The following is a 20,621-nucleotide window of genomic DNA, read 5'->3' as shown; positions in this document are numbered from 1 at the left end:
GTTTACGGACATCCTCATTATTAGACTCATAGCGAAGGTCCAGACGTCGGTTGACCCTAAAAAAAGCCAACAAGGGTCGGCAATGCCTCAAAAGGGTGCGACAGGGCTCGAGCTCCGACACAACAAGAGCAAAACTGGAGGTTTGAATGAAGTTACTGAAATCCACCCTGGCAGTCGTGACTGCGGCAGCAGTCCTCGGTGTCAGCGGGTTCGCTCAGGCGGGTGCAACCCTGGATGCCGTGCAGAAGAAAGGTTTTGTGCAATGCGGCGTGAGCGATGGCCTGCCGGGTTTCTCGGTGCCTGATTCGACCGGCAAGATCGTCGGTATCGACGCTGACTTCTGCCGTGCCGTTGCCGCTGCGGTGTTTGGCGACGCGACCAAGGTCAAGTTCAGCCAGTTGAACGCCAAGGAGCGCTTCACCGCGCTGCAATCCGGCGAAATCGACATGCTGTCGCGCAACTCCACCATGACCAGCTCCCGTGATGCGGGCATGGGCCTGAAGTTTCCTGGCTTCATTACCTACTATGACGGCATCGGTTTCCTGGCCAACAGCAAACTGGGCGTCAAGAGCGCCAAGGAACTGGACGGTGCGACCATCTGCATCCAGGCCGGTACCACCACCGAGCTGAACGTGTCCGACTACTTCCGCGCCAACGGCCTGAAGTACACCCCGATCACTTTCGACACCTCCGATGAAAGCGCCAAGTCGCTGGAATCCGGCCGTTGCGACGTGCTGACCTCCGACAAATCCCAACTGTTCGCCCAGCGCAGCAAGCTGGCTTCGCCGAAGGACTACGTGGTCCTGCCGGAAACCATCTCCAAGGAGCCACTGGGCCCGGTCGTGCGTAACGGCGACGACGAGTGGCTGGCCATCGTGCGTTGGACTGGCTTCGCCATGCTCAATGCCGAAGAAGCAGGCGTGACTTCGAAGAACGTCGAAGCTGAAGCCAAGTCCACCAAGAACCCGGACGTCGCTCGTATGCTGGGCGCTGACGGTGAATACGGCAAAGACCTGAAGCTGCCGAAGGACTGGGTCGTGCAGATCGTCAAGCAAGTCGGCAACTACGGTGAAATGTTCGAGCGTAACCTCGGCAAGGACACCCCGCTGCAGATCGATCGCGGTCTGAACGCGCTGTGGAACGCAGGCGGCATCCAATACGCACCACCAGTGCGCTGATGGTTCTATCACCCGGTGGGCCAACCACCGGGTGATGTTCTGTTCCATTCTTTGCGGGGCACTTCATGCAAAATTCAATCGGCGCACCTAAGCAGAGGCTCAGCCTCAGCGATCCACGAGTGCGTGCGTGGGTATTTCAGATCGTCACCATCGTGGCGGTTATTTCGCTGGGCTGGTTTCTGTTCGATAACACGCAGACCAACCTGGAACACCGGGGCATCACGTCCGGTTTCGGCTTTCTGGAGCGCAGTGCCGGGTTCGGCATCGCCCAACACCTGATCGACTACACCGAAGCGGACAGCTATGCCCGCGTCTTTGTCATCGGTTTGCTCAATACCCTCCTGGTGACCTTCATTGGCGTGATTCTGGCGACCATCCTGGGGTTCATCATCGGCGTCGCACGCTTGTCGAAGAACTGGATCATCTCCAAGCTGGCGACCGTCTATGTGGAGGTTTTCCGTAACATTCCACCGCTGTTGCAAATCCTGTTCTGGTACTTCGCCGTATTCCTGACGATGCCGGGACCACGGGCTGCCCACAATTTCGGTGACACCTTCTTCGTCAGCAGTCGCGGCCTCAACATGCCGGCGGCGCTGGTAGCGGAAGGGTTCTGGCCGTTCGTGATCAGCATCGTGCTGGCGATCGTCGCCATCGTGCTGATGACCCGCTGGGCCAACAAGCGTTTCGAAGCGACCGGCGAGCCGTTCCATAAGTTCTGGGTGGGCCTGGCGCTGTTCCTGGTGATCCCGGCACTGTGCGCCGTGATCTTCGGTGCGCCTGTGCATTGGGAAATGCCGGAACTCAAGGGCTTCAACTTCGTCGGTGGCTGGGTACTGATTCCCGAGCTGCTGGCCTTGACCCTGGCATTGACCGTGTACACCGCGGCGTTCATCGCCGAGATCGTGCGCTCGGGCATCAAGTCGGTCAGCCATGGGCAGACCGAGGCGGCTCACTCGCTGGGCCTGCGCAACGGTCCGACCCTGCGCAAGGTGATCATCCCGCAAGCCCTGCGCGTGATCATCCCGCCGCTGACCAGCCAATACCTGAACCTGGCGAAAAACTCTTCCCTGGCCGCCGGTATCGGTTACCCGGAAATGGTTTCGCTGTTTGCTGGCACGGTGTTGAACCAGACCGGTCAGGCCATCGAGGTGATCGCGATCACCATGAGTGTGTACCTGGCGATCAGTATCAGCATTTCGTTGCTGATGAACTGGTACAACAAGCGCATTGCGCTGATCGAGCGGTGAGGAAAAGCGCATGACATCCCATACTTTCAAACCTGATATGCCGCCACCGAGCAAAGTGTTCGGGCCGGTGGCATGGATGCGCGCGAACATGTTCTCCAGCTGGCTCAACACCTTGCTGACGTTGTTTGCGTTCTACCTGATCTACCTGGTGATTCCACCGATCCTCGGTTGGGCGATTCTCGATGCCAACTGGGTCGGCACCACCCAGGCCGACTGCACCAAGGAGGGCGCCTGCTGGGTGTTCATCCAACAGCGTTTCGGCCAGTTCATGTACGGCTATTACCCGACGGGCCTGCGCTGGCGCGTAGACCTGACCGTGTGGGCGGCAGTGCTTGGTGTGGCGCCGCTGTTCATCTCGCGCTTCCCGCGCAAGGCGATCTACGGCCTCAGCTTCCTGGTGCTGTACCCGATCATTGCCTGGTGCCTGCTGCACGGTGGCGTTTTCGGTCTGGATACCGTGGCGACCAGCCAGTGGGGCGGCCTGATGCTGACGTTGGTGATTGCCACCGTCGGTATTGTCGGCGCATTGCCGCTAGGTATCGTCCTGGCCCTGGGCCGGCGCTCGAACATGCCGGCGATCCGTGTAGTCTGCGTGACCTTCATCGAGTTCTGGCGCGGTGTGCCGTTGATCACGGTGCTGTTCATGTCGTCGGTGATGCTGCCGCTGTTCTTGCCCGAAGGCATGAACTTCGACAAGCTGCTACGAGCACTGATCGGGGTGATCCTGTTCCAGTCGGCCTACGTGGCCGAAGTGGTGCGCGGCGGCCTGCAAGCCATTCCCAAGGGCCAGTACGAAGCGGCCGCGGCGATGGGCCTGGGTTACTGGCGCAGCATGGGCCTGGTGATTCTGCCGCAAGCCCTGAAGCTGGTGATCCCGGGTATCGTCAACACCTTCATTGCGTTGTTCAAGGACACGAGCCTGGTGATCATCATCGGCCTGTTCGACCTGCTCAACAGCGTGAAACAAGCTGCCGCCGACCCGAAATGGCTGGGCATGGCCACTGAAGGCTATGTGTTCGCCGCCCTGGTGTTCTGGATTTTCTGTTTTGGTATGTCCCGCTATTCCATGCATTTGGAACGCAAGCTGGACACTGGCCACAAGCGTTAGGAGCGTAGTTTATGAGTGAAGCGATCAAACAGCCTGTGAGCCCTGAAGGCATTATTCAGATGCAGGGCGTCAACAAGTGGTACGGCCAGTTCCACGTGTTGAAGGACATCAACCTGAACGTCAAGCAGGGCGAGCGTATCGTGTTGTGCGGCCCGTCGGGCTCCGGCAAGTCCACCACCATCCGCTGCCTCAACCGCCTGGAAGAGCACCAGCAGGGTCGCATCGTGGTCGACGGCGTGGAACTGACCAACGACCTCAAGCAGATCGAAGCGATCCGCCGTGAAGTCGGCATGGTGTTCCAGCACTTCAACCTGTTCCCGCACCTGACCATCCTGCAGAACTGCACCCTGGCGCCGATGTGGGTACGCAAGATGCCCAAGCGCAAGGCCGAGGAAATCGCCATGCATTACCTGGAGCGCGTACGCATTCCAGAGCAGGCGCACAAGTACCCGGGCCAGCTCTCCGGCGGTCAGCAACAGCGTGTGGCCATCGCCCGTGCCCTGTGCATGAAGCCGAAAATCATGCTGTTCGACGAGCCGACCTCGGCCCTCGACCCGGAAATGGTGAAAGAGGTGCTGGACACCATGATCGGTCTGGCCGAAGACGGCATGACCATGCTCTGCGTGACCCACGAAATGGGCTTCGCCCGCACCGTGGCCAACCGCGTGATCTTCATGGACAAGGGTGAAATCGTCGAACAGGCCGCGCCGAACGACTTCTTCGATAACCCGCAGAATGATCGTACCAAGCTGTTCCTGAGCCAGATCCTGCATTGATCCGGCCTTAGGCAGTGAAATAAGCCCGGACTTGTCCGGGTTTATTTTTTTCTGCTTCGGCTGCTCAGGAAGTCGTGAGGATTTCGTGCTCCTTGTGCACCGTCGTCTTGAATCCTCTCAAGTCCGCGCCTTCAGCCAGGGTTCGTGCATCTGCAAGCAAATGCGGGTAGCGATCAAGCAGGCGCATCAGCAGCATCAACGCTTTTGGTGGCAATACCTCACCGCGCTCATAGCGGGAAAACGCGTTGTGCCCGCCACCTGACAAAAACGAAACCGCTTCTTTTTGCGACAGATGCAGTTTGCGACGTATGCGTTTCATTTCTTCGCCAATTATTCTCCTGGCCGCGTTGACCAGCTCATCACCTGCGTGGTCGTAGCGATCCGAGCAGCTTGAATCGAGCTCGACTTCGCCGCACATCTGACATTCCCAGCCAGACAAGTCATCGACCCGGCGTTCCAGTCCCTTGACGCTCATGGTTTCGCCGCGACCTTCGAAATGCAACATGCCCTCCTGGGCACCACAGCTGAAGCACTGCTGATTTTTCATGAGTTTTTCTCCTTGAAGGAAATTACCGGTGGGCCTCCACTGGGGTGGCACGTTACCTTCAGGTAAATCTCCAGACCGTGTGAATGGGCGTGATAGACGTCATGCCAGACTCGATGATCGTCATAGGTGGTCATCGATTTGTAGAACTGTTTTCGCTCAAGCCCATGGATGACCTGCTGCATGTCCGAGACGTTTAAACCGAGCGTCCGAGCAGTGTTCTTCGCAGTGCTGGTGAAAGCTTTCCCTTTAAGCCGCCTGACATCCGCCTGTATCGCCACCAAGGCGTAATGGGGTGTGTTCTTTTCCATGGAACGGTGTGCCTTGTCCTTAAAATTACCCTTAAAGGGTAATATTGACTAATCGAAAATTTCGCTCCTTTTCCGTCCCATTGACCCTAGGCGATTGCCGTCCTACACGAAGCTGACTAACATGTCAGAAAATTCATCCTATGATTGGATGAAAGGGTGGACTCTATGTCAGATATTTCTCCATTAATGAAACGCTCCCTGGTCGATCAGGCCTTGGAGCAATTGCGTCGGCGTATCAGTGACGGGGTATGGACCGTCGGCCAGCGCTTGCCCACCGAGCCGGAGTTGGTGGCGGAGCTGGGGATCAGCCGCAACACCGTGCGCGAAGCCATGCGTGTGCTGGCGTTTTCCGGGTTGATCGAGATCCGTCAGGGCGACGGCAGCTACGTGCGTGCGGTGGTCGATCCGCTGGATACCCTCAAGGTGCTGTCGCGCTGTTCGCTGGAACAGGCCCGGGAAACCCGGCACATCCTGGAAGTCGAAGCCATTGGCCTGGCTGCGCTGCGGCGCACCGATGAGGATTTGCTTGCGTTGCGCCAGGCACTGCGAACCAGTGGCGAGCATTACCATGGCGACCTGGAGCACTACATCGCTTGCGACCTGGTGTTCCACCGCCTGCTGGTGGACGCTGCGCACAACCCCGCGCTGAGTGAACTCTATCGCTACTTTTCCAGCGTCATCGGCGCACAACTGCGCCAGAGCCTCAACATCATTCCCCGCCATCAACATGTGTTCGACCTGCACGTCGAAATCCTCGAAGCCGTCGAACGCCAAGACCCGGAGCAGGCCAAGGCCCTGTGCCGGCAGTTGATCAATGAACCCTGAAGCAGAGCTTTCCATGTCCCGCGATCCGCTTGACCGCACCGCTCTGACGACGCCCAAACGCGCCGCTGAACTCGAAGAACTGTTGATCGACGCGGAGGCCGACGATGAGCAGGCCCAGCAGAGCCATCCGTTGGTGCGTCGGCCCTGGCTGTTGCTGCTTGGGCTGATCCTGGTGGCGCTGAACCTGCGCCCGGCGCTGTCGAGCATGGCGCCGCTGCTCAGCGAGGTTTCCAAAAGCCTTGGTCTATCGGCTGCGCAAGCGGGTTTGCTGACGACTCTGCCCGTGCTTTGCCTGGGGTTGTTCGCACCGCTGGCGCCTGTGTTGGCACGACGCTTCGGCGCTGAGCGCGTCGTGCTGGGCATTTTGCTGACACTGGCCGGCGGCATCGTCCTGCGCAGTGCGTTCGGTCAGGTCGGGCTGTTTGCCGGCAGTATCCTGGCCGGTGCCAGCATCGGCGTCATCGGCGTGTTGTTGCCGGGCATCGTCAAGCGCGACTTCGCCAAACAGGCCGGGGCCATGACCGGTGTCTACACCATGGCGCTGTGCCTGGGCGCAGCGATGGCGGCCGGGGCGACGGTGCCGTTGAGCGAGCACCTTGGGCATGACTGGGCCTTGGGCCTGGGGTTCTGGGTGGTCCCGGCGCTGCTGGCCGCGGTGTTCTGGTTGCCGCAAGTGGGCGAGAAACACGGTGCCCATCAGGTGGCGTACCGGGTCCGCGGCTTGCTGCGCGATCCCCTGGCCTGGCAAGTGACCTTGTACATGGGGTTGCAATCGTCTCTGGCCTACATCGTATTCGGTTGGCTGCCCTCGATCCTGATTGGACGTGGCCTGACCCCGACCCAGGCCGGGCTGGTGCTGTCCGGCTCGGTTATCGTGCAACTGATCAGCTCCCTCGCGGCGCCTTGGCTGGCCACGCGCGGCAAGGACCAGCGCCTGGCTATCGTGATCGTCATGCTCATGACCCTGGGCGGATTGTTCGGTTGCCTCTACGCACCCATCGACGGCTTGTGGGGCTGGGCAATCCTGCTGGGCTTGGGGCAGGGCGCGACGTTCAGCCTGGCGCTCACGCTGATCGTGTTGCGTTCGCGGGACGCCCATGTCGCCGCCAACCTGTCCAGCATGGCCCAGGGCTTCGGCTATACGCTGGCGTCGCTGGGGCCGTTCGCGGTGGGGGTGGTCCACGACTTGACCGGCGGCTGGAATGCGTTGGGCTGGATCTTCGGCCTGATTGGCCTGGGGGCGATCATCGCCGGTATTGGCGCGGGCCGGGCGTTGTACGTCGGGGTCAGCAGTGAAAGGGTTACTGACCGTCGTTGATATCATTTTCGTGGCGAATGACGATAGTCTTCCCCGCGGCGGCAGATTATCGTGCAGGCCTACTGAAACGTTTTTCGGAGCCTGTCCATGAGTGATGCCCACAACGCCTTGATCACCCGCTTTTACCAGGCCTTCCAGCGCCTGGACGCCGAAGCCATGAGCGCGTGCTACACCGACGACGTGGTGTTCAGCGATCCGGCGTTCGGCGAACTGCGCGGGCGCGATGCCGGTGACATGTGGCGCATGTTGACGACCCGGGCCAAGGACTTTTCCCTGACCTTCGATAACGTGCGCAGCGACGAGCGTACCGGCGGCGCTCACTGGGTGGCGACGTACCTGTTCAGCCAGACCGGCAATATCGTAATCAATGACATCCAGGCGCGCTTCGTGTTTCGCGATGGCAAGATCTGCGAGCACCATGACAGCTTCGATCTGTGGCGCTGGTCCCGCCAGGCGCTGGGCACCAAGGGCCTGCTGCTGGGTTGGACGCCGCTGGTGCGCAACGCCGTCAGGGCCCAGGCGCTCAAGGGGCTGCGGGCGTTCCAGGCCAGTCGCTGATAAGATCGCGGCTCATCTTGGCCCACCTGTTGAACATGTTGTGACGACCGTCGACTTATCCTCCGATCTGCCTGCACAAGGCGCCGCCGAACCGGACAAGCCCTGGTTCGTCTACCTGGTGCGGGCTGCCAATGGTTCGCTGTACTGCGGCATCAGTGATGACCCGGTCCGGCGTTTCGCCAAGCATCAAAGCGGCAAGGGCGCGCGCTTCTTTCTGTCCAGCCCGGCAGTGGCCCTGGTGTACACCGAGGCCTGTCGCGACAAGGGCGAGGCCTTGCGCCAGGAGCGTCTGATCAAAAAGCTCAGGAAAAGTGCCAAGGAATGCCTGGTGGCCAGTGGCCTGTCGCTGCATCAGCCGCGCTGATAGGTCTTCATCAGGCCGGTAGGCTGGCCCGACGAGGCGCGCTAAGCTGCAAGACTTCATTCCTGCAGTGGCGAATCCCATGTCAGAGTTGATTCTTCATCATTACCCAACGTCTCCTTTCGCGGAAAAAGCCCGACTGTTGCTGGGTTTCAAGGGCTTGTCCTGGCGTTCGGTGAGCATCCCGCCAATGATGCCAAAGCCTGACTTGACGGCGCTGACGGGCGGTTATCGCAAGACCCCGGTGTTGCAGATCGGCGCGGATATCTATTGCGATACGTCGCTGATCGCTCGTCGACTAGAGCAGGAAAAAGCCTCGCCAGCACTGTTCCCTGAAGGCCGGGAAATGCTCGCCGCGTCCTTTGCCGCCTGGGCCGATTCGGTGGTGTTCCAGCATGCGGTGAGCCTGGTGTTCCAGCCTGAATCGGTGGCGGTGCGTTTCGCCAAGCTGTCGCCTGAAGCGATCAAGGCATTCATCAGCGACCGCGCCGGGCTGTTCAGCGGCGGCACGACCACACGCTTGTCCGCCGACCAGGCCAAGCACCAGTGGCCAACGATCATGGCGCGCCTGGAGCAACAGTTGCAGCGTGAGGAGGGCGATTTCCTCTTGGGTGATCCGTCGATTGCCGACTTCGCTATGGCCCATCCGCTGTGGTTCCTCAAGGGCACCCCGGTGACCTCGCCGTTGGTGGACGCCTATCCGGCTGTTTCGGCATGGCTGGCACGGGTGCTGGGTTTCGGCCATGGCGCGTCGAGCCAGATGAGTTCAGAGGAAGCCTTGGAGGTTGCCCGCAACGCTGCGCCGGCTGCGCTGCTGGAGGAGTCGTTCGAAGAGCCGAACGGGTTCACGGCAGGGCAGCAGGTGACCATCGCCGCGACGGATTATGGCGTCGATCCGGTGGCCGGGGAGTTGCTGTTCGCGGGTCGCGAGGAATTGATTCTGCGCCGCGAAGATGCTCGTGGCGGGGTGGTGCATGTGCACTTTCCGCGGTTCGGGTTCCGGGTCGTGGCTCGATGAACAACGAATGACGCTGTGGGAGCGAGCTTGCTCGCGATGGCGCCAGATCAGTCAATGTTGATGTTGAGTGTCTGTCCGCTATCGCGAGCAGGCTCGCTCCCACAGGGGGGGGCACTAACCACTGCGTGGGGCGAGCCTGTTCGAGATGAGGCCCTCAAACCTATATCGCGTGCACTTCTTCAGGACCCCGCCGAGCATCAGTTACGGCGCTTGAGCTGGTCGGTCAACGATGTCGGCAACCCCTTGATGATCAACGTGCCAGCCTCTTCGTCATACTCGATCTTGGAGCCCAGCAAGTGCGCTTCGAAGCTGATGGACAAGCCTTCGGCGCGGCCGGTGAAACGGCGGAACTGGTTGAGGGTGCGTTTATCCGCCGGGATCTCCGGCGACAACCCGTAGTCCTTGTTGCGAATGTGATCGTAGAAGGCTTTCGGGCGATCTTCATCGATCAGCTCGGACAGTTCTTCCAGCCCCATCGGCTCGCCGAGCTTGGCCTGGCTGCTGGCGTAGTCCACCAGGGTCTTGGTCTTTTCCCGGGCGTCGTCTTCGGGCAGGTCTTCGCTTTCGACGAAGTCGCTGAAGGCCTTGAGCAGGGTGCGGGTCTCGCCGGGGCCGTCGACACCTTCCTGGCAGCCGATGAAGTCACGGAAGTACTCCGAGACCTTCTTGCCGTTCTTGCCCTTGATGAACGAGATGTACTGCTTGGATTGCTTGTTGTTCTGCCATTCCGACACGTTGATCCGCGCCGCCAGGTGCAACTGGCCCAGGTCCAGGTGGCGGGACGGGGTTACGTCCAGTTCATCGGTCACCGCCACGCCTTCGCTGTGGTGCAGCAGGGCGATGGCCAGGTAATCCGTCATGCCCTGCTGGTAATGCGCGAACAGCACGTGGCCGCCCACCGACAGGTTGGATTCTTCCATCAGCTTCTGCAGGTGTTCTACCGCCACGCGACTGAACGCAGTGAAGTCCTTGCCGCCGTCCAGGTATTCCTTCAACCAGCCGCTGAACGGATGCGCCCCGGACTCGGCATGGAAAAAGCCCCAGGCCTTGCCTTGCTTGGCGTTATAGCTTTCGTTGAGGTCGGCGAGCATGTTCTCGATGGCCGTGGACTCTGCCAGTTCGGAGTCGCGGGCATGGAGCACAGCAGGGGTGCCGTCGGGTTTTTTGTCGATCAGGTGGACGATGCAATGACGGATCGGCATGGATTTCTCGGCTGATGAAAGAGAGGAGGGCGCGCTCCCCGAAAAAGGGCCCAGTGTACCGCAATCACTGGTTTTGGAACCCAGCAAAGGCCCTTTCAGACCCGTCCGACAGCCTATATGCATTTTTTTAACGTTTTAGCGCAAGAAAGCTGACCAAATGGGTAGCTAGAGGCGGATATTTCAGAGGCGTTGTGCTAGTTTTGCCCGGTCTTACGCGAAGTCACTGCGTTAAGCGTGCATTCAGCATCTGTCAGGTCGAACCAAACCCGGTTTTCGGCATCTATTACCCCGATCCGTCGTGGTGAGTGCCGAGGGTGCCTGATCCAGAGAGATCGGGCTCGATGGCTGACACTGCACTCTGCAATCCATATGAATTTGATAGGGAAGGAACACTACATGGCTCTTACTAAAGACCAACTGATCGCTGACATCGCTGAAGCAATCGACGCGCCGAAAACCACCGCGCGTAACGCTCTGGACCAACTGGGCCAAATCGTTGCCGATCAGCTGGAAAATGGCGGCGAAATCACTCTGCCAGGTATCGGCAAGCTGAAAGTCACCGAGCGTCCTGCCCGTACCGGCCGTAACCCTTCGACTGGCGCTGCCATCGAAATCGCTGCCAAGAAAGTGATCAAGCTGGTTGTGGCCAAAGGCCTGACCGACGCGGTCAACAAGTAAGACCGCTGTAAAAAAAACCGTGCTTCGGAGCGATCCGGGCACGGTTTTTTATTGCCTTGGAAACCGTAGGAGCTGCCGAGCGAAGTGAGGCTGCGATCTTTTCCCTGACAGTTGAATCTCAAGGGAATGATCAAAAGATCGCAGCCTCGCTTCGCTCGGCAGCTCCTACAGTGCAGCAGTGTCTTTCTAGTCCTTGCGAGCCCAACGCGCCTGGCGCCACGCCTGTTGCTGGGCCTCGGTCTGGAAGGTCCAGGCCACGAAACGACTCTGCTTCTGGCCTTGGGACATCTCCACCACCTGGCTGTGCAACGCCCCGGCCTTTTTCAGCGCAGCCTGAATCGCCGGCAGGTTCGACGCCTTCGACACCAGGGTGCTGAACCACAGCACTTGCCCGGCGACTTGTGCGCTCTCGCCGATCAGTTGCGTGACGAAACGCGCCTCGCCACCCTCGCACCACAGCTCCGCCGCCTGGCCGCCGAAATTCAGCACTGGCAGCTTGCGCTTCGGATCGGCCTTGCCCAGTGCCCGCCACTTGCGCTGGCTGCCCTTGGTGGCCTCCTCCAGGGAGGCGTGAAACGGCGGATTGCACATTGTCAGGTCGAACCGTTCGCCATCCTCCAGCAGGCCCAGGAGGATCTGCTTGCGGTTGGCCTGTTGGCGCAACTGGATGGCCTTGTTCAAACCATTGGACTGGACGATGGCCTTGGCCGAGGCGATCGCCGTCGGGTCGATCTCCGAGCCGAGGAAGTGCCAGCGGTAGTCGCAGTGGCCGATCAACGGATAAACGCAGTTGGCGCCAGTGCCGATGTCCAGCACCTTGACGGCCGCCCCGCGGGGGATTTCACCTGCGTTGTGGCTGGCGAGCAAGTCGGCGAGAAAGTGCACATAGTCCGCACGACCTGGCACCGGCGGGCACAGGTAGTCCGCAGGGATGTCCCAGTGGGCGATGCCATAGAAGGCTTTGAGCAGCGCCCGATTGAACACCCGCACGGCTTCAGGGCTGGCGAAATCGATGCTTTCCTTGCCGTAGGGGTTGATGATCACGAACTTGGCCAATTCAGGCGTGGATTTGATCAGCGCTGGGAAGTCGTAGCGGCCCTGGTGGCGGTTACGCGGATGCAGGCTGGCCTTCTCCCGCGGCACCACGGGTTTGGCCTCAGTGGCGGGCTTGGGCTTCTGGCGGGCAGGTTTCGGGGAGCGAGGGGCAGTCATGGGTGGGTCGATTCGGGGATGGCTCAAAAAGTGGCGGGCATTGTCCCACATCCGGCCCCTGGGAACCCAACTGCAACGATCAGCGCGATCTACTGTGGGAGCGAGCCTGCTCGCGATAGCGGTGGATCAGCTTGCATCAATGTTGAATGTACCGCCGTCATCGCGAGCAGGCTCGCTCCCACAGAGGAGGGCAGCGTTCGCAAGAAAGGGGCAGGTAGAAAAAAAAGGAGGCCACCTGGGCCTCCTTCTTTCGTTGCGAACCGCCGTTACAGGCTGGAGATCCGCCCGTGCTGCTCGGCCAGCTTGCCCAGGGCCTGTTCAGCCTCGGCCAGTTTGGCCCGTTCCTTCTCGATGACTTCGGCCGGGGCCTTGTCGACGAAGCCGGCATTGGACAGCTTGCCGCCGACCCGCTGCACTTCGCCCTTCAGACGCAGGATTTCCTTGTCCAGGCGCGCCAGTTCGGCCGCCTTGTCGATCAGGCCGGCCATCGGCACCAGCACTTCCATTTCGCCGACCAGGGCGGTGGCCGACAGTGGCGCTTCCTCACCGGTCGTCAGGACCGTCACCGATTCGAGCTTCGCCAGTTTCTTGAGCAGCGCTTCGTTTTCGTTGAGGCGGCGCAGGTCTTCGGCGCCAGCGTTCTTCAGGAACAGGGTCAGCGGCTTGCCCGGGCCGATGTTCATTTCGGCGCGGATGTTACGCAGGCCCAGCATGAAGGTCTTGAGCCATTCAATGTCGTCCTCGGCCGCCGGATCGATGCGGCTCTCGTTGGCCACCGGCCACGGTTGCAGCATGATCGTCTTGCCTTGGATGCCCGCCAGCGGTGCGATGCGCTGCCAGATTTCCTCGGTGATGAACGGCATGAACGGATGCGCCAGGCGCAGGGCCACTTCCAGTACGCGCACCAGGGTGCGACGGGTGCCACGCTGGCGCTCGACCGGTGCGTTTTCGTCCCACAGCACAGGCTTGGACAGTTCCAGGTACCAGTCGCAATACTGGTTCCAGATGAACTCGTACAAGGCTTGCGCGGCCAGGTCGAAACGGAACTGGTCCAGTTGGCGGGTCACTTCGGCTTCGGTGCGTTGCAACTGGGAAATGATCCAGCGATCGGCCAGGCTCAGCTCGTAGGCTTCGCCGTTCTGGCCGCAGTCTTCGCCTTTGTCCAGCACGTAGCGTGCGGCGTTCCAGATCTTGTTGCAGAAGTTGCGATAGCCTTCGACGCGGCCCATGTCGAACTTGATGTCACGACCGGTGGACGCCAGCGAGCAGAAGGTGAAACGCAGGGCGTCGGTGCCGTAGCTGGCGATGCCCTCGGCGAATTCTTCGCGGGTGGCTTTCTCGATTTTCTTCGCCAGTTTCGGCTGCATCAGCCCGGAGGTGCGTTTCTGCACCAGGGTTTCCAGGTCGATGCCATCGATGATGTCCAGCGGGTCCAGGACGTTGCCCTTGGACTTGGACATCTTCTGGCCCTGGCCGTCGCGCACCAGGCCATGGACGTAGACGGTCTTGAACGGTACCTGCGGGGTGCCGTCTTCGTTCTTCATCAAATGCATGGTCATCATGATCATCCGGGCGACCCAGAAGAAAATGATGTCGAAGCCGGTGACCAGTACGTCGGTGGAGTGGAATTTCTTCAGGAACTCGGTCTGCTGCGGCCAGCCCAGGGTCGAGAACGTCCACAGGCCCGAGCTGAACCAGGTGTCGAGGACGTCATTGTCCTGCACCAGGGCCACGTCCGGACCGAGGTTGTGCTTGGCGCGGACTTCGGCTTCATCGCGGCCGACATAGACCTTGCCCGACTCGTCGTACCAGGCCGGGATGCGATGGCCCCACCACAGCTGACGGCTGATGCACCAATCCTGGATGTCGCGCATCCACGAGAAGTACATGTTTTCGTATTGCTTGGGCACGAACTGGATGCGGCCATCTTCCACGGCGGCAATCGCTGGCTCGGCCAGCGGCTTGGTGGACACGTACCACTGGTCGGTCAGCCACGGCTCGATGATGGTGCCGGAGCGGTCGCCTTTCGGGACTTTCAGGGCGTGATCGTCGACGCTGACCAACAGGCCAGCGGCCTCGAACGCGGCGACGATCTGCTTGCGCGCTTCGAAGCGATCCAGGCCGGCGTATTCGGCCGGGATCTGGCCGTCGACGCCTTCGTTCAGCGTGCCGTCGAGGTTGAACGCCTGGGCGGCCGGCAAGACATTGGCGTTCTTGTCGAAGATGTTCAGCAGCGGCAGGTTGTGACGCTTGCCGACTTCGTAGTCGTTGAAATCGTGGGCCGGAGTGATTTTCACGCAGCCGGTGCCGAATTCAGGGTCGCAGTAATCGTCGCCGATGATCGGGATGCGCCGGCCAACCAGGGGCAGCTCGACAAACTTGCCGATCAGCGCCTGGTAGCGCTCATCGTTCGGGTTCACCGCCACGGCGGAGTCACCCAGCATGGTTTCCGGGCGCGTGGTGGCGACGATCAGGTAATCCTTGCCTTCGGCGGTCTTGGCGCCGTCGGCCAGCGGGTACTTCAGGTTCCACAGGAAACCTTTCTCGTCGTGGTTCTCCACTTCGAGGTCGGAAATGGCCGTGTGCAACTTGGTGTCCCAGTTGACCAAACGCTTGCCGCGATAGATCAGCCCGTCTTCATGCAGGCGCACGAAGGCTTCCTTGACCGCTTCCGAGAGGCCGTCGTCCATGGTGAAGCGCTCGCGGCTCCAGTCCACGGACGAGCCGAGACGGCGGATCTGGCGGCTGATGTTGCCACCGGATTCGTCTTTCCACTCCCAGACTTTCTCGAGGAATTTCTCGCGACCCAGGTCGTGGCGATTCTGGCCTTGGGCTTCGAGACGACGCTCCACCAGCATCTGCGTGGCGATACCGGCGTGGTCGGTGCCCGGTTGCCACAAGGTATCGCGACCTTGCATGCGTCGGAAACGGATCAGGGCGTCCATGATCGCGTTGTTGAAACCGTGGCCCATGTGCAGGCTGCCGGTGACGTTCGGCGGCGGGATCATGATGGTGTAGGAATCGCCCGCGCCTTGCGGAGCGAAATAATTCTCGGACTCCCAGGTGTTGTACCAGGAAGTTTCAATGGCGTGCGGCTGGTAGGTCTTATCCATGCGCGGCGGGACCCTATTGGCATTTATTCAGGAAAAGCCGGGAAGTATAGCGGGGCGTGGGGCGCAGGGCGAGTCGGGGTGGCTGTGATCGCTTCATTCAAGCCGAGAAACATTGTGGCGAGGGAGTTTGCTCCCGCTGGCCTGCGCGGTAGGAGCTGTCGAGCGGAGCGAGGCTGCGATCTTTCCCCAGGCACTTGAGTCCCAAACGAAAGATCAAGAGATCGCAGGCTTCGCCAGCTCCTACAGAGCCGAGCGGGAGCAAGCTCCCTCGCCACAAAAGCAACCACAACCGGGTTGCCGGGTTACTCGTACTGGCTCAACAAACGCTCCATCCGCGCATCCAGTCGGCGCTTGATCTCGGTTTCGATGTGCGGGGCGAAGTCGTCGATGACGTCTTGCATGATCAACTGCGCGGCAGCGCGCAATTCGCGGTCCAGGTGCAACAAGGCGTCGGGGCCCTTGGTTTCGGCCTTGGCGGCAGGCTTGGGTTCGGGCTGGCCGTTGATCGGGTCGAACAGCAGCGGGATCTGTTCGTCATGCACCGGCTCATGAACGGGCTCATGCACGACCGTGTCGGTCAGCAGCGGCGGCTGCAGGTTGTCGTCGCCGAGCAGTTGGCGGATCGACTCGAGGTCATCCAACAGGTGCGCGGACTTTTGTGGCGGTTTTGGAGTGTCCATCGTAGGGCTCAGAGTCGCTGTAAACGGTGGTCTTGCAGAGGATAGCCCTGTTCGCGGTAGAAACGGAAACTCTCCCGCGCGGCCTGCCGGATGGCCGGGTCTTCCACCACCACTTCCGCCACGCGGGCGAAGCGCTGGGCAAAGACCGGCACTTTCAAGTCGAGGTTGACCAGCAGGTCTTGGTGCTGACCGCAGTCATCTCCCAGCCCCAGCACGATCAGTCCCTCGGGTTCGCTTTCGGCCGGGCCGTGGGGCACGAAACTCTCGCCCTTGAATGCCCACAGGCGTGCGTCCAGATCCTCGCGCTGGGCGGCATCGCTGCAATGCAGGTAGATGCGGTGTCCCATGCGCCAGGCCTTTTCAGTCAGCTTGCAGGCGAAATCCAGCCGCGCCGACGGATCGGCGCTGGGCAGGATATAGAAATCGACTTTGGTCATTGCGGTTCCTGAGCCGCCGCGGACGCCACCCGAGGGCGACGCCAACGACGGTCATTGGTGTCAGGCCTTGGCGCGGTCCAGCAGGTATTGGGTCAGCAGGGGCACCGGACGACCGGTGGCGCCCTTGTCCTTGCCGCCGCTGGTCCAGGCTGTGCCGGCGATGTCCAGGTGCGCCCAGTTCAGGTTTTTGGTGAAGCGCGACAGGAAGCAGGCCGCGGTGATGGTTCCGGCTTTCGGCCCGCCGATGTTGGCGATGTCGGCGAACGGGCTGTCCAGTTGTTCCTGGTATTCGTCGAACAACGGCAACTGCCAGGCGCGGTCGTCGGCTTGCTGGCCGGCGCTGAGCAGTTGGCCGATCAGTTCGTCGTTGTTGCCCAGCAGGCCTGAGGTGTGGGAACCGAGGGCGACGATGCAGGCGCCGGTCAGGGTCGCGATGTCGATCACGGCTTGCGGCTTGAAGCGTTCGGAGTAGGTGAGGGCGTCACACAGCACCAGGCGGCCTTCGGCGTCGGTGTTGAGGATTTCCACGGTCTGGCCGCTCATGGTGGTGACGATGTCGCCCGGACGCGAGGCCGTACCGCTGGGCATGTTCTCGGCGCAGGCCAGGATGCACACCAGGTTGATCGGCAGTTGCAGTTCGAGCACGGCGCGCAGGGTACCGAACACGCTCGCGGCGCCGCCCATGTCGTATTTCATTTCATCCATGCCGGCACCCGGCTTGAGGCTGATGCCGCCGGTGTCGAAGGTGATGCCCTTGCCGACCAGTGCGTACGGCTTCTCGGACTTCTTGCCGCCGTTGTATTGCATGACGATCAGGCGTGGCGGCTGGGCGCTGCCCTGGCCGACGGCATAGAACGAACCCATGCCCAGGTCCTTGATCTTCTTCTCGTCGAAGACTTCGACTTTCAGCCCCTTGAACGCCTTGCCCAGTGCCTTGGCCTGTTCGCCGAGGAACGTCGGGTGGCAGATGTTCGGCGGCAGGTTGCCCAGGTCGCGGGTGAACGCCATGCCGTTGGCGATCGCGGTGGCGTGGGTCACGGCGCGCTGGACTTCAGCCTGGGCGGCCTTGATGGTCAGCAGGGTGACTTTTTTCAGGGCGCGGGGTTCGGCTTTCTGGCTCTTGAACTGGTCGAATTGATATTCGCCGTCTACCAGGGTTTCGGCCAGCAAGCGATTCTTGCCGTAGCTGTCGCGGCCCTTGATCACCAGTTCGTCCAGCGCCAGGACAGCATCACTGCCACCCAAGCCTTTAAGGGTGGCCAGCACGCCAGCGATGATTTTACGGAACGGACGGTCGCCCAGTTCGGCGTCCTTGCCCACGCCTACCAGCAGCACGCGTTCGGCCTTGAGGTTGGGCAAGCTGTGCAGCAACAGGCTCTGGCCGACCTTGCCGGTCAGGTCGCCGCGCTTGAGTACGGCGCTGATGGCACCGCCGCTCAGGCTGTCGAGCTGGGTGGCGACGATGCCGAGCTTGCGGTTTTCACCGACGGCAACCACCAGCGTGGCGGTTTTCAACGTTTCTGGGCTGACGCTTTTTACAACCAGTTCCATGTCCGGATCCCTGAGTGAATGGTCAAGAGGCCAGGCGCCGAGTGGCGCGCTGAACAGCTGTCTTCTATATAAAGAAGCGCCGGTACGTACCGGCGACAAAGGCCGCAGTTTGAACCCCGGCGCCTGAGCCTGACAACCCTCGCAACCGTTAACTTTTTGGCTGTGAAGCGTCTGCTTAAAGCGTGCGCAGTGACAGGCGCCTCCAATCACAGGATAATGCGGCTCTTTTTTCGGCGGCTCGCTGTGTGGGCTGGCTCGATACGTTTCTTGTTTGGCCGCCTTAGCCTGACAATCCTGGAGTGTCTGGTTTGATCGTCTTCCGTTATCTATCCCGCGAAGTCCTGCTGACCCTGAGCGCCGTCAGCGCCGTGCTGCTGGTCATCATCATGAGCGGGCGCTTCATCAAATACCTCGCCCAGGCGGCCTCCGGCGCCCTGGATCCGGGCTCCCTGTTCCTGATCATGGGGTTCCGCCTGCCCGGCTTCCTGCAGCTGATCCTGCCGCTGGGGTTGTTCCTCGGCATTTTGCTGGCCTACGGGCGCTTGTACCTGGACAGCGAAATGACCGTGCTGTCGGCCACCGGCATGAGCCAGCAACGCCTGTTCCGCATGACGCTGTTCCCGGCCACCTTGGTGGCGCTGGTGGTGGCGTGGCTGAGCCTGAGCCTGGCGCCCCAGGGCGCCAACCAATTCCAGCTGCTGATCAACCAGCAGGACGCCATGACCGAATTCGACACCCTCGTGCCAGGACGTTTCCAGGCCCTGCGCGACGGTACGCGGGTGACCTACACCGAACAGCTCTCGGATGACCGGGTCAACCTGGGCGGTGTCTTCATTACGCAAAAGAACCTGTCTTCGGACACCAAGAAGGACCGTGGCATTTCCGTGCTGGTGGCCGAAAAGGGCCGGCAGGAAATCAACCCCGACGGCAACCGCTACCTGATCCTGGAAAACGGCTATCGCTATGACGGCAAGCCGGGACAGGCCGATTACCGGGCCATCAAGTACGACACCTACGGCGTGCTGCTGCCCAAGCCCGAGGTCAGCGACGAAGTCACCGACCGCGACGCCATGCCGACCGCCAGCCTGCTGGGCAGCGACGACCTTCGTGCCCGCACCGAGCTGCAATGGCGCCTGTCGCTGCCGCTGCTGGTGTTCATCGTGACCCTCATGGCGGTCCCGCTGTCGCGGGTCAACCCGCGCCAGGGCCGTTTCCTCAAGTTGTTGCCGGCGATTCTCCTGTATATGGCTTACCTGACCATCCTGATTTCCGCCCGCGGCGCCCTGGAAAAAGGCAAGATTTCGCCGACGCTGGGCCTGTGGTGGGTGCATGGCATCTTCCTGGCCATCGGCCTGGGGCTGCTCTATTGGGAGCCGCTGCGCCTGAAGCTGGCCAGTCGTCGCAGCGCGATGGAGGTGGCCCGTGGTTAAACTCGACCGCTACATCGGCAGCAGCGTGTTCATGGCGATCCTCGCGGTGCTGGGGATCATCCTGGGCCTGGCGACCTTGTTTGCCTTCATCGATGAAATGAGCGACGTCAGCGACACCTATACCCTGATGGACGTGGCGAGCTACGTACTGCTGACCGCGCCTCGACGCCTGTACGACATGCTGCCAATGGCTGCGTTGATCGGCTGCCTGATCGGCCTCGGCAGCCTGGCCAGCAACAGCGAGCTGACCATCATGCGCGCCGCAGGCGTGTCCATTGGTCGGATCGTCTGGGCGGTGATGAAGCCCATGCTGGTGCTGATGCTGGTGGGCGTGCTGATTGGCGAATACATCGCGCCGGCTACCGAGAATACCGCCCAAGCCAACCGTTCCCTGGCCCAGGGCGGCGGTGATGCGCAAAGCGCCAAGCACGGCCTGTGGCACCGCCAGGGCGACGAGTTCATCCACATCAACTCGGTCCAGCCCAATGGCATCCTCTACGGCGTGACCCGCTATCGCTTTGATGACCAGCGGCACATGCTGTCGTCGAGTTTCGCCAAGCGCGCGAATTTCGCCGAGGACCATTGGCAACTGAGCGATGTCACCACCACACTGTTCCATGACAAGCGCACCGAAGTGGTCGCTGTGCCACAGGAGCGTTGGGACGTGTCGATCAGCCCGCAGTTGCTCAGCACCGTGGTGATGGCGCCGGAGTCGCTGTCGATTACCGGTTTGTGGGGGTATATCCACTACCTGGCGGACCAGGGCTTGAACAATGGCCGCTACTGGCTGGCTTTTTGGGTCAAGGTGTTGCAACCGCTGGTCACTGCCGCCCTGGTGCTGATGGCGATTTCCTTCATTTTCGGCCCGCTGCGTTCGGTGACCCTCGGTCAACGGGTGTTTACCGGTGTGCTGGTAGGCTTCACCTTCCGTATCGCCCAGGACCTGCTGGGGCCATCGAGCCTGGTGTTCGGCTTCTCGCCGCTGTTCGCGGTGCTGGTGCCGGCCGGTGTCTGCGCGTTGGCCGGGCTCTGGCTGTTGCGTCGGGCGGGTTGAGCCAAACTCAAGTCGCGAGC

The 20,621-nt window shown here is 61.2% G+C and carries 20 protein-coding genes; 12 read left to right on the top strand and 8 right to left on the bottom strand.

What is annotated here, in order from left to right:
• Positions 1–146 precede the first annotated feature (146 nt).
• The 4 genes from AD659_RS21445 (at position 147) to AD659_RS21430 (ending at position 4,309) form a co-directional block, all read left to right on the top strand.
• On the top strand, positions 147–1,178 hold the full coding sequence (locus tag AD659_RS21445; RefSeq protein WP_053124867.1) for an amino acid ABC transporter substrate-binding protein: 1,032 nt from the start codon (positions 147–149) through the stop codon (positions 1,176–1,178).
• A gap of 65 nt (positions 1,179–1,243) precedes the next feature.
• The gene (locus AD659_RS21440) at positions 1,244–2,425 is read left to right on the top strand and encodes an amino acid ABC transporter permease (protein WP_053124865.1); all 1,182 of its coding nucleotides are present in this window, start codon (positions 1,244–1,246) and stop codon (positions 2,423–2,425) included.
• A 10-nt stretch (positions 2,426–2,435) separates the two neighbouring features.
• A complete protein-coding gene (locus AD659_RS21435; protein ID WP_053124862.1) occupies positions 2,436–3,533 on the top strand; it encodes an amino acid ABC transporter permease in 1,098 nt (365 codons plus the stop codon).
• An 11-nt stretch (positions 3,534–3,544) separates the two neighbouring features.
• Positions 3,545–4,309: an amino acid ABC transporter ATP-binding protein gene (locus tag AD659_RS21430; RefSeq protein ID WP_003178331.1), complete on the top strand. Its 765-nt coding sequence runs from the start codon at positions 3,545–3,547 to the stop codon at positions 4,307–4,309.
• A 64-nt stretch (positions 4,310–4,373) separates the two neighbouring features.
• Here the strand turns inward: AD659_RS21430 and AD659_RS21425 are convergent, their stop codons facing one another.
• Together AD659_RS21425 and AD659_RS21420 are read right to left on the bottom strand one after the other, a co-directional pair.
• Complete coding sequence (locus AD659_RS21425; RefSeq protein ID WP_053124860.1) at positions 4,374–4,856, bottom strand: type II TA system antitoxin MqsA family protein; 483 nt, start codon at positions 4,854–4,856, stop codon at positions 4,374–4,376.
• On the bottom strand, positions 4,853–5,164 hold the full coding sequence (locus AD659_RS21420) for a type II toxin-antitoxin system MqsR family toxin (RefSeq protein ID WP_018606189.1): 312 nt from the start codon (positions 5,162–5,164) through the stop codon (positions 4,853–4,855). Before AD659_RS21420 ends, AD659_RS21425 begins: the two co-directional genes overlap by 4 nt.
• Positions 5,165–5,329: 165 nt before the next feature.
• Between AD659_RS21420 and AD659_RS21415 the strand changes: the two genes are divergently transcribed.
• The 5 genes from AD659_RS21415 to AD659_RS21395 all read left to right on the top strand — a co-directional run bounded on the left by AD659_RS21415 (position 5,330) and on the right by AD659_RS21395 (position 9,244).
• Entirely contained in the window at positions 5,330–5,989 is a 660-nt protein-coding gene (locus tag AD659_RS21415) for a FadR/GntR family transcriptional regulator (RefSeq protein WP_053124858.1), read from the top strand.
• On the top strand, positions 5,979–7,307 hold the full coding sequence (locus tag AD659_RS21410) for a CynX/NimT family MFS transporter (protein WP_053124856.1): 1,329 nt from the start codon (positions 5,979–5,981) through the stop codon (positions 7,305–7,307). The genes AD659_RS21415 and AD659_RS21410 overlap by 11 nt, the downstream gene beginning before the upstream one ends.
• 87 nt (positions 7,308–7,394) lie before the next feature.
• Complete coding sequence (locus AD659_RS21405) at positions 7,395–7,865, top strand: nuclear transport factor 2 family protein (RefSeq protein WP_053124854.1); 471 nt, start codon at positions 7,395–7,397, stop codon at positions 7,863–7,865.
• A gap of 40 nt (positions 7,866–7,905) precedes the next feature.
• Positions 7,906–8,229, top strand: a complete 324-nt coding sequence (locus AD659_RS21400) for a GIY-YIG nuclease family protein (RefSeq protein WP_053124852.1) — start codon at positions 7,906–7,908, stop codon at positions 8,227–8,229.
• A 79-nt stretch (positions 8,230–8,308) separates the two neighbouring features.
• Positions 8,309–9,244 carry a glutathione S-transferase family protein gene (locus AD659_RS21395; protein WP_053124850.1) on the top strand — a complete coding sequence of 312 codons (936 nt, stop codon included), beginning with the start codon at positions 8,309–8,311 and terminating at the stop codon, positions 9,242–9,244.
• Between the two features lie 197 nt (positions 9,245–9,441).
• On the opposite strand, the gene yejK is transcribed toward AD659_RS21395, so the two are convergent.
• The gene (yejK, locus tag AD659_RS21390) at positions 9,442–10,446 is read right to left on the bottom strand and encodes a nucleoid-associated protein YejK (RefSeq protein WP_014340016.1); all 1,005 of its coding nucleotides are present in this window, start codon (positions 10,444–10,446) and stop codon (positions 9,442–9,444) included.
• Positions 10,447–10,842: 396 nt separating this feature from the next.
• Here yejK and AD659_RS21385 point away from each other — a divergent pair, with 396 nt between their 5' ends.
• Complete coding sequence (locus AD659_RS21385) at positions 10,843–11,124, top strand: HU family DNA-binding protein (protein ID WP_007905514.1); 282 nt, start codon at positions 10,843–10,845, stop codon at positions 11,122–11,124.
• A 186-nt stretch (positions 11,125–11,310) separates the two neighbouring features.
• Here AD659_RS21385 and rlmF read toward each other — a convergent pair whose 3' ends face one another.
• From rlmF to AD659_RS21360, 5 genes are all read right to left on the bottom strand, one after another.
• The gene (gene rlmF / locus AD659_RS21380; RefSeq protein ID WP_053124848.1) at positions 11,311–12,336 is read right to left on the bottom strand and encodes a 23S rRNA (adenine(1618)-N(6))-methyltransferase RlmF; all 1,026 of its coding nucleotides are present in this window, start codon (positions 12,334–12,336) and stop codon (positions 11,311–11,313) included.
• A gap of 266 nt (positions 12,337–12,602) precedes the next feature.
• Complete coding sequence (locus tag AD659_RS21375; RefSeq protein ID WP_053124846.1) at positions 12,603–15,449, bottom strand: valine--tRNA ligase; 2,847 nt, start codon at positions 15,447–15,449, stop codon at positions 12,603–12,605.
• A 302-nt stretch (positions 15,450–15,751) separates the two neighbouring features.
• Positions 15,752–16,129 carry a hypothetical protein gene (locus tag AD659_RS21370; protein WP_053124844.1) on the bottom strand — a complete coding sequence of 126 codons (378 nt, stop codon included), beginning with the start codon at positions 16,127–16,129 and terminating at the stop codon, positions 15,752–15,754.
• 8 nt (positions 16,130–16,137) lie between these two features.
• Positions 16,138–16,566, bottom strand: coding sequence for a DNA polymerase III subunit chi (locus tag AD659_RS21365; protein WP_053124843.1), 429 nt, complete (start codon positions 16,564–16,566; stop codon positions 16,138–16,140).
• Positions 16,567–16,626: 60 nt separating this feature from the next.
• Entirely contained in the window at positions 16,627–18,117 is a 1,491-nt protein-coding gene (locus AD659_RS21360; RefSeq protein WP_053124841.1) for a leucyl aminopeptidase, read from the bottom strand.
• A gap of 308 nt (positions 18,118–18,425) precedes the next feature.
• On the opposite strand from AD659_RS21360, the gene lptF reads away from it, so the two are divergent.
• Positions 18,426–19,547 (top strand): LPS export ABC transporter permease LptF, encoded by a 1,122-nt coding sequence (gene lptF / locus AD659_RS21355; protein WP_053124839.1) that lies wholly within the window; start codon positions 18,426–18,428, stop codon positions 19,545–19,547.
• Entirely contained in the window at positions 19,540–20,601 is a 1,062-nt protein-coding gene (gene lptG / locus AD659_RS21350) for an LPS export ABC transporter permease LptG (RefSeq protein ID WP_053124837.1), read from the top strand. Before lptF ends, lptG begins: the two co-directional genes overlap by 8 nt.
• Positions 20,602–20,621: the final 20 nt, after the last annotated feature.

Source organism: Pseudomonas thivervalensis (genome assembly GCF_001269655.1).
Lineage (GTDB): Bacteria > Pseudomonadota > Gammaproteobacteria > Pseudomonadales > Pseudomonadaceae > Aquipseudomonas > Aquipseudomonas thivervalensis.
The sequence above is the reverse complement of the archived record's forward strand: the minus strand, read 5'-3'. Positions and strand labels throughout refer to the sequence as shown.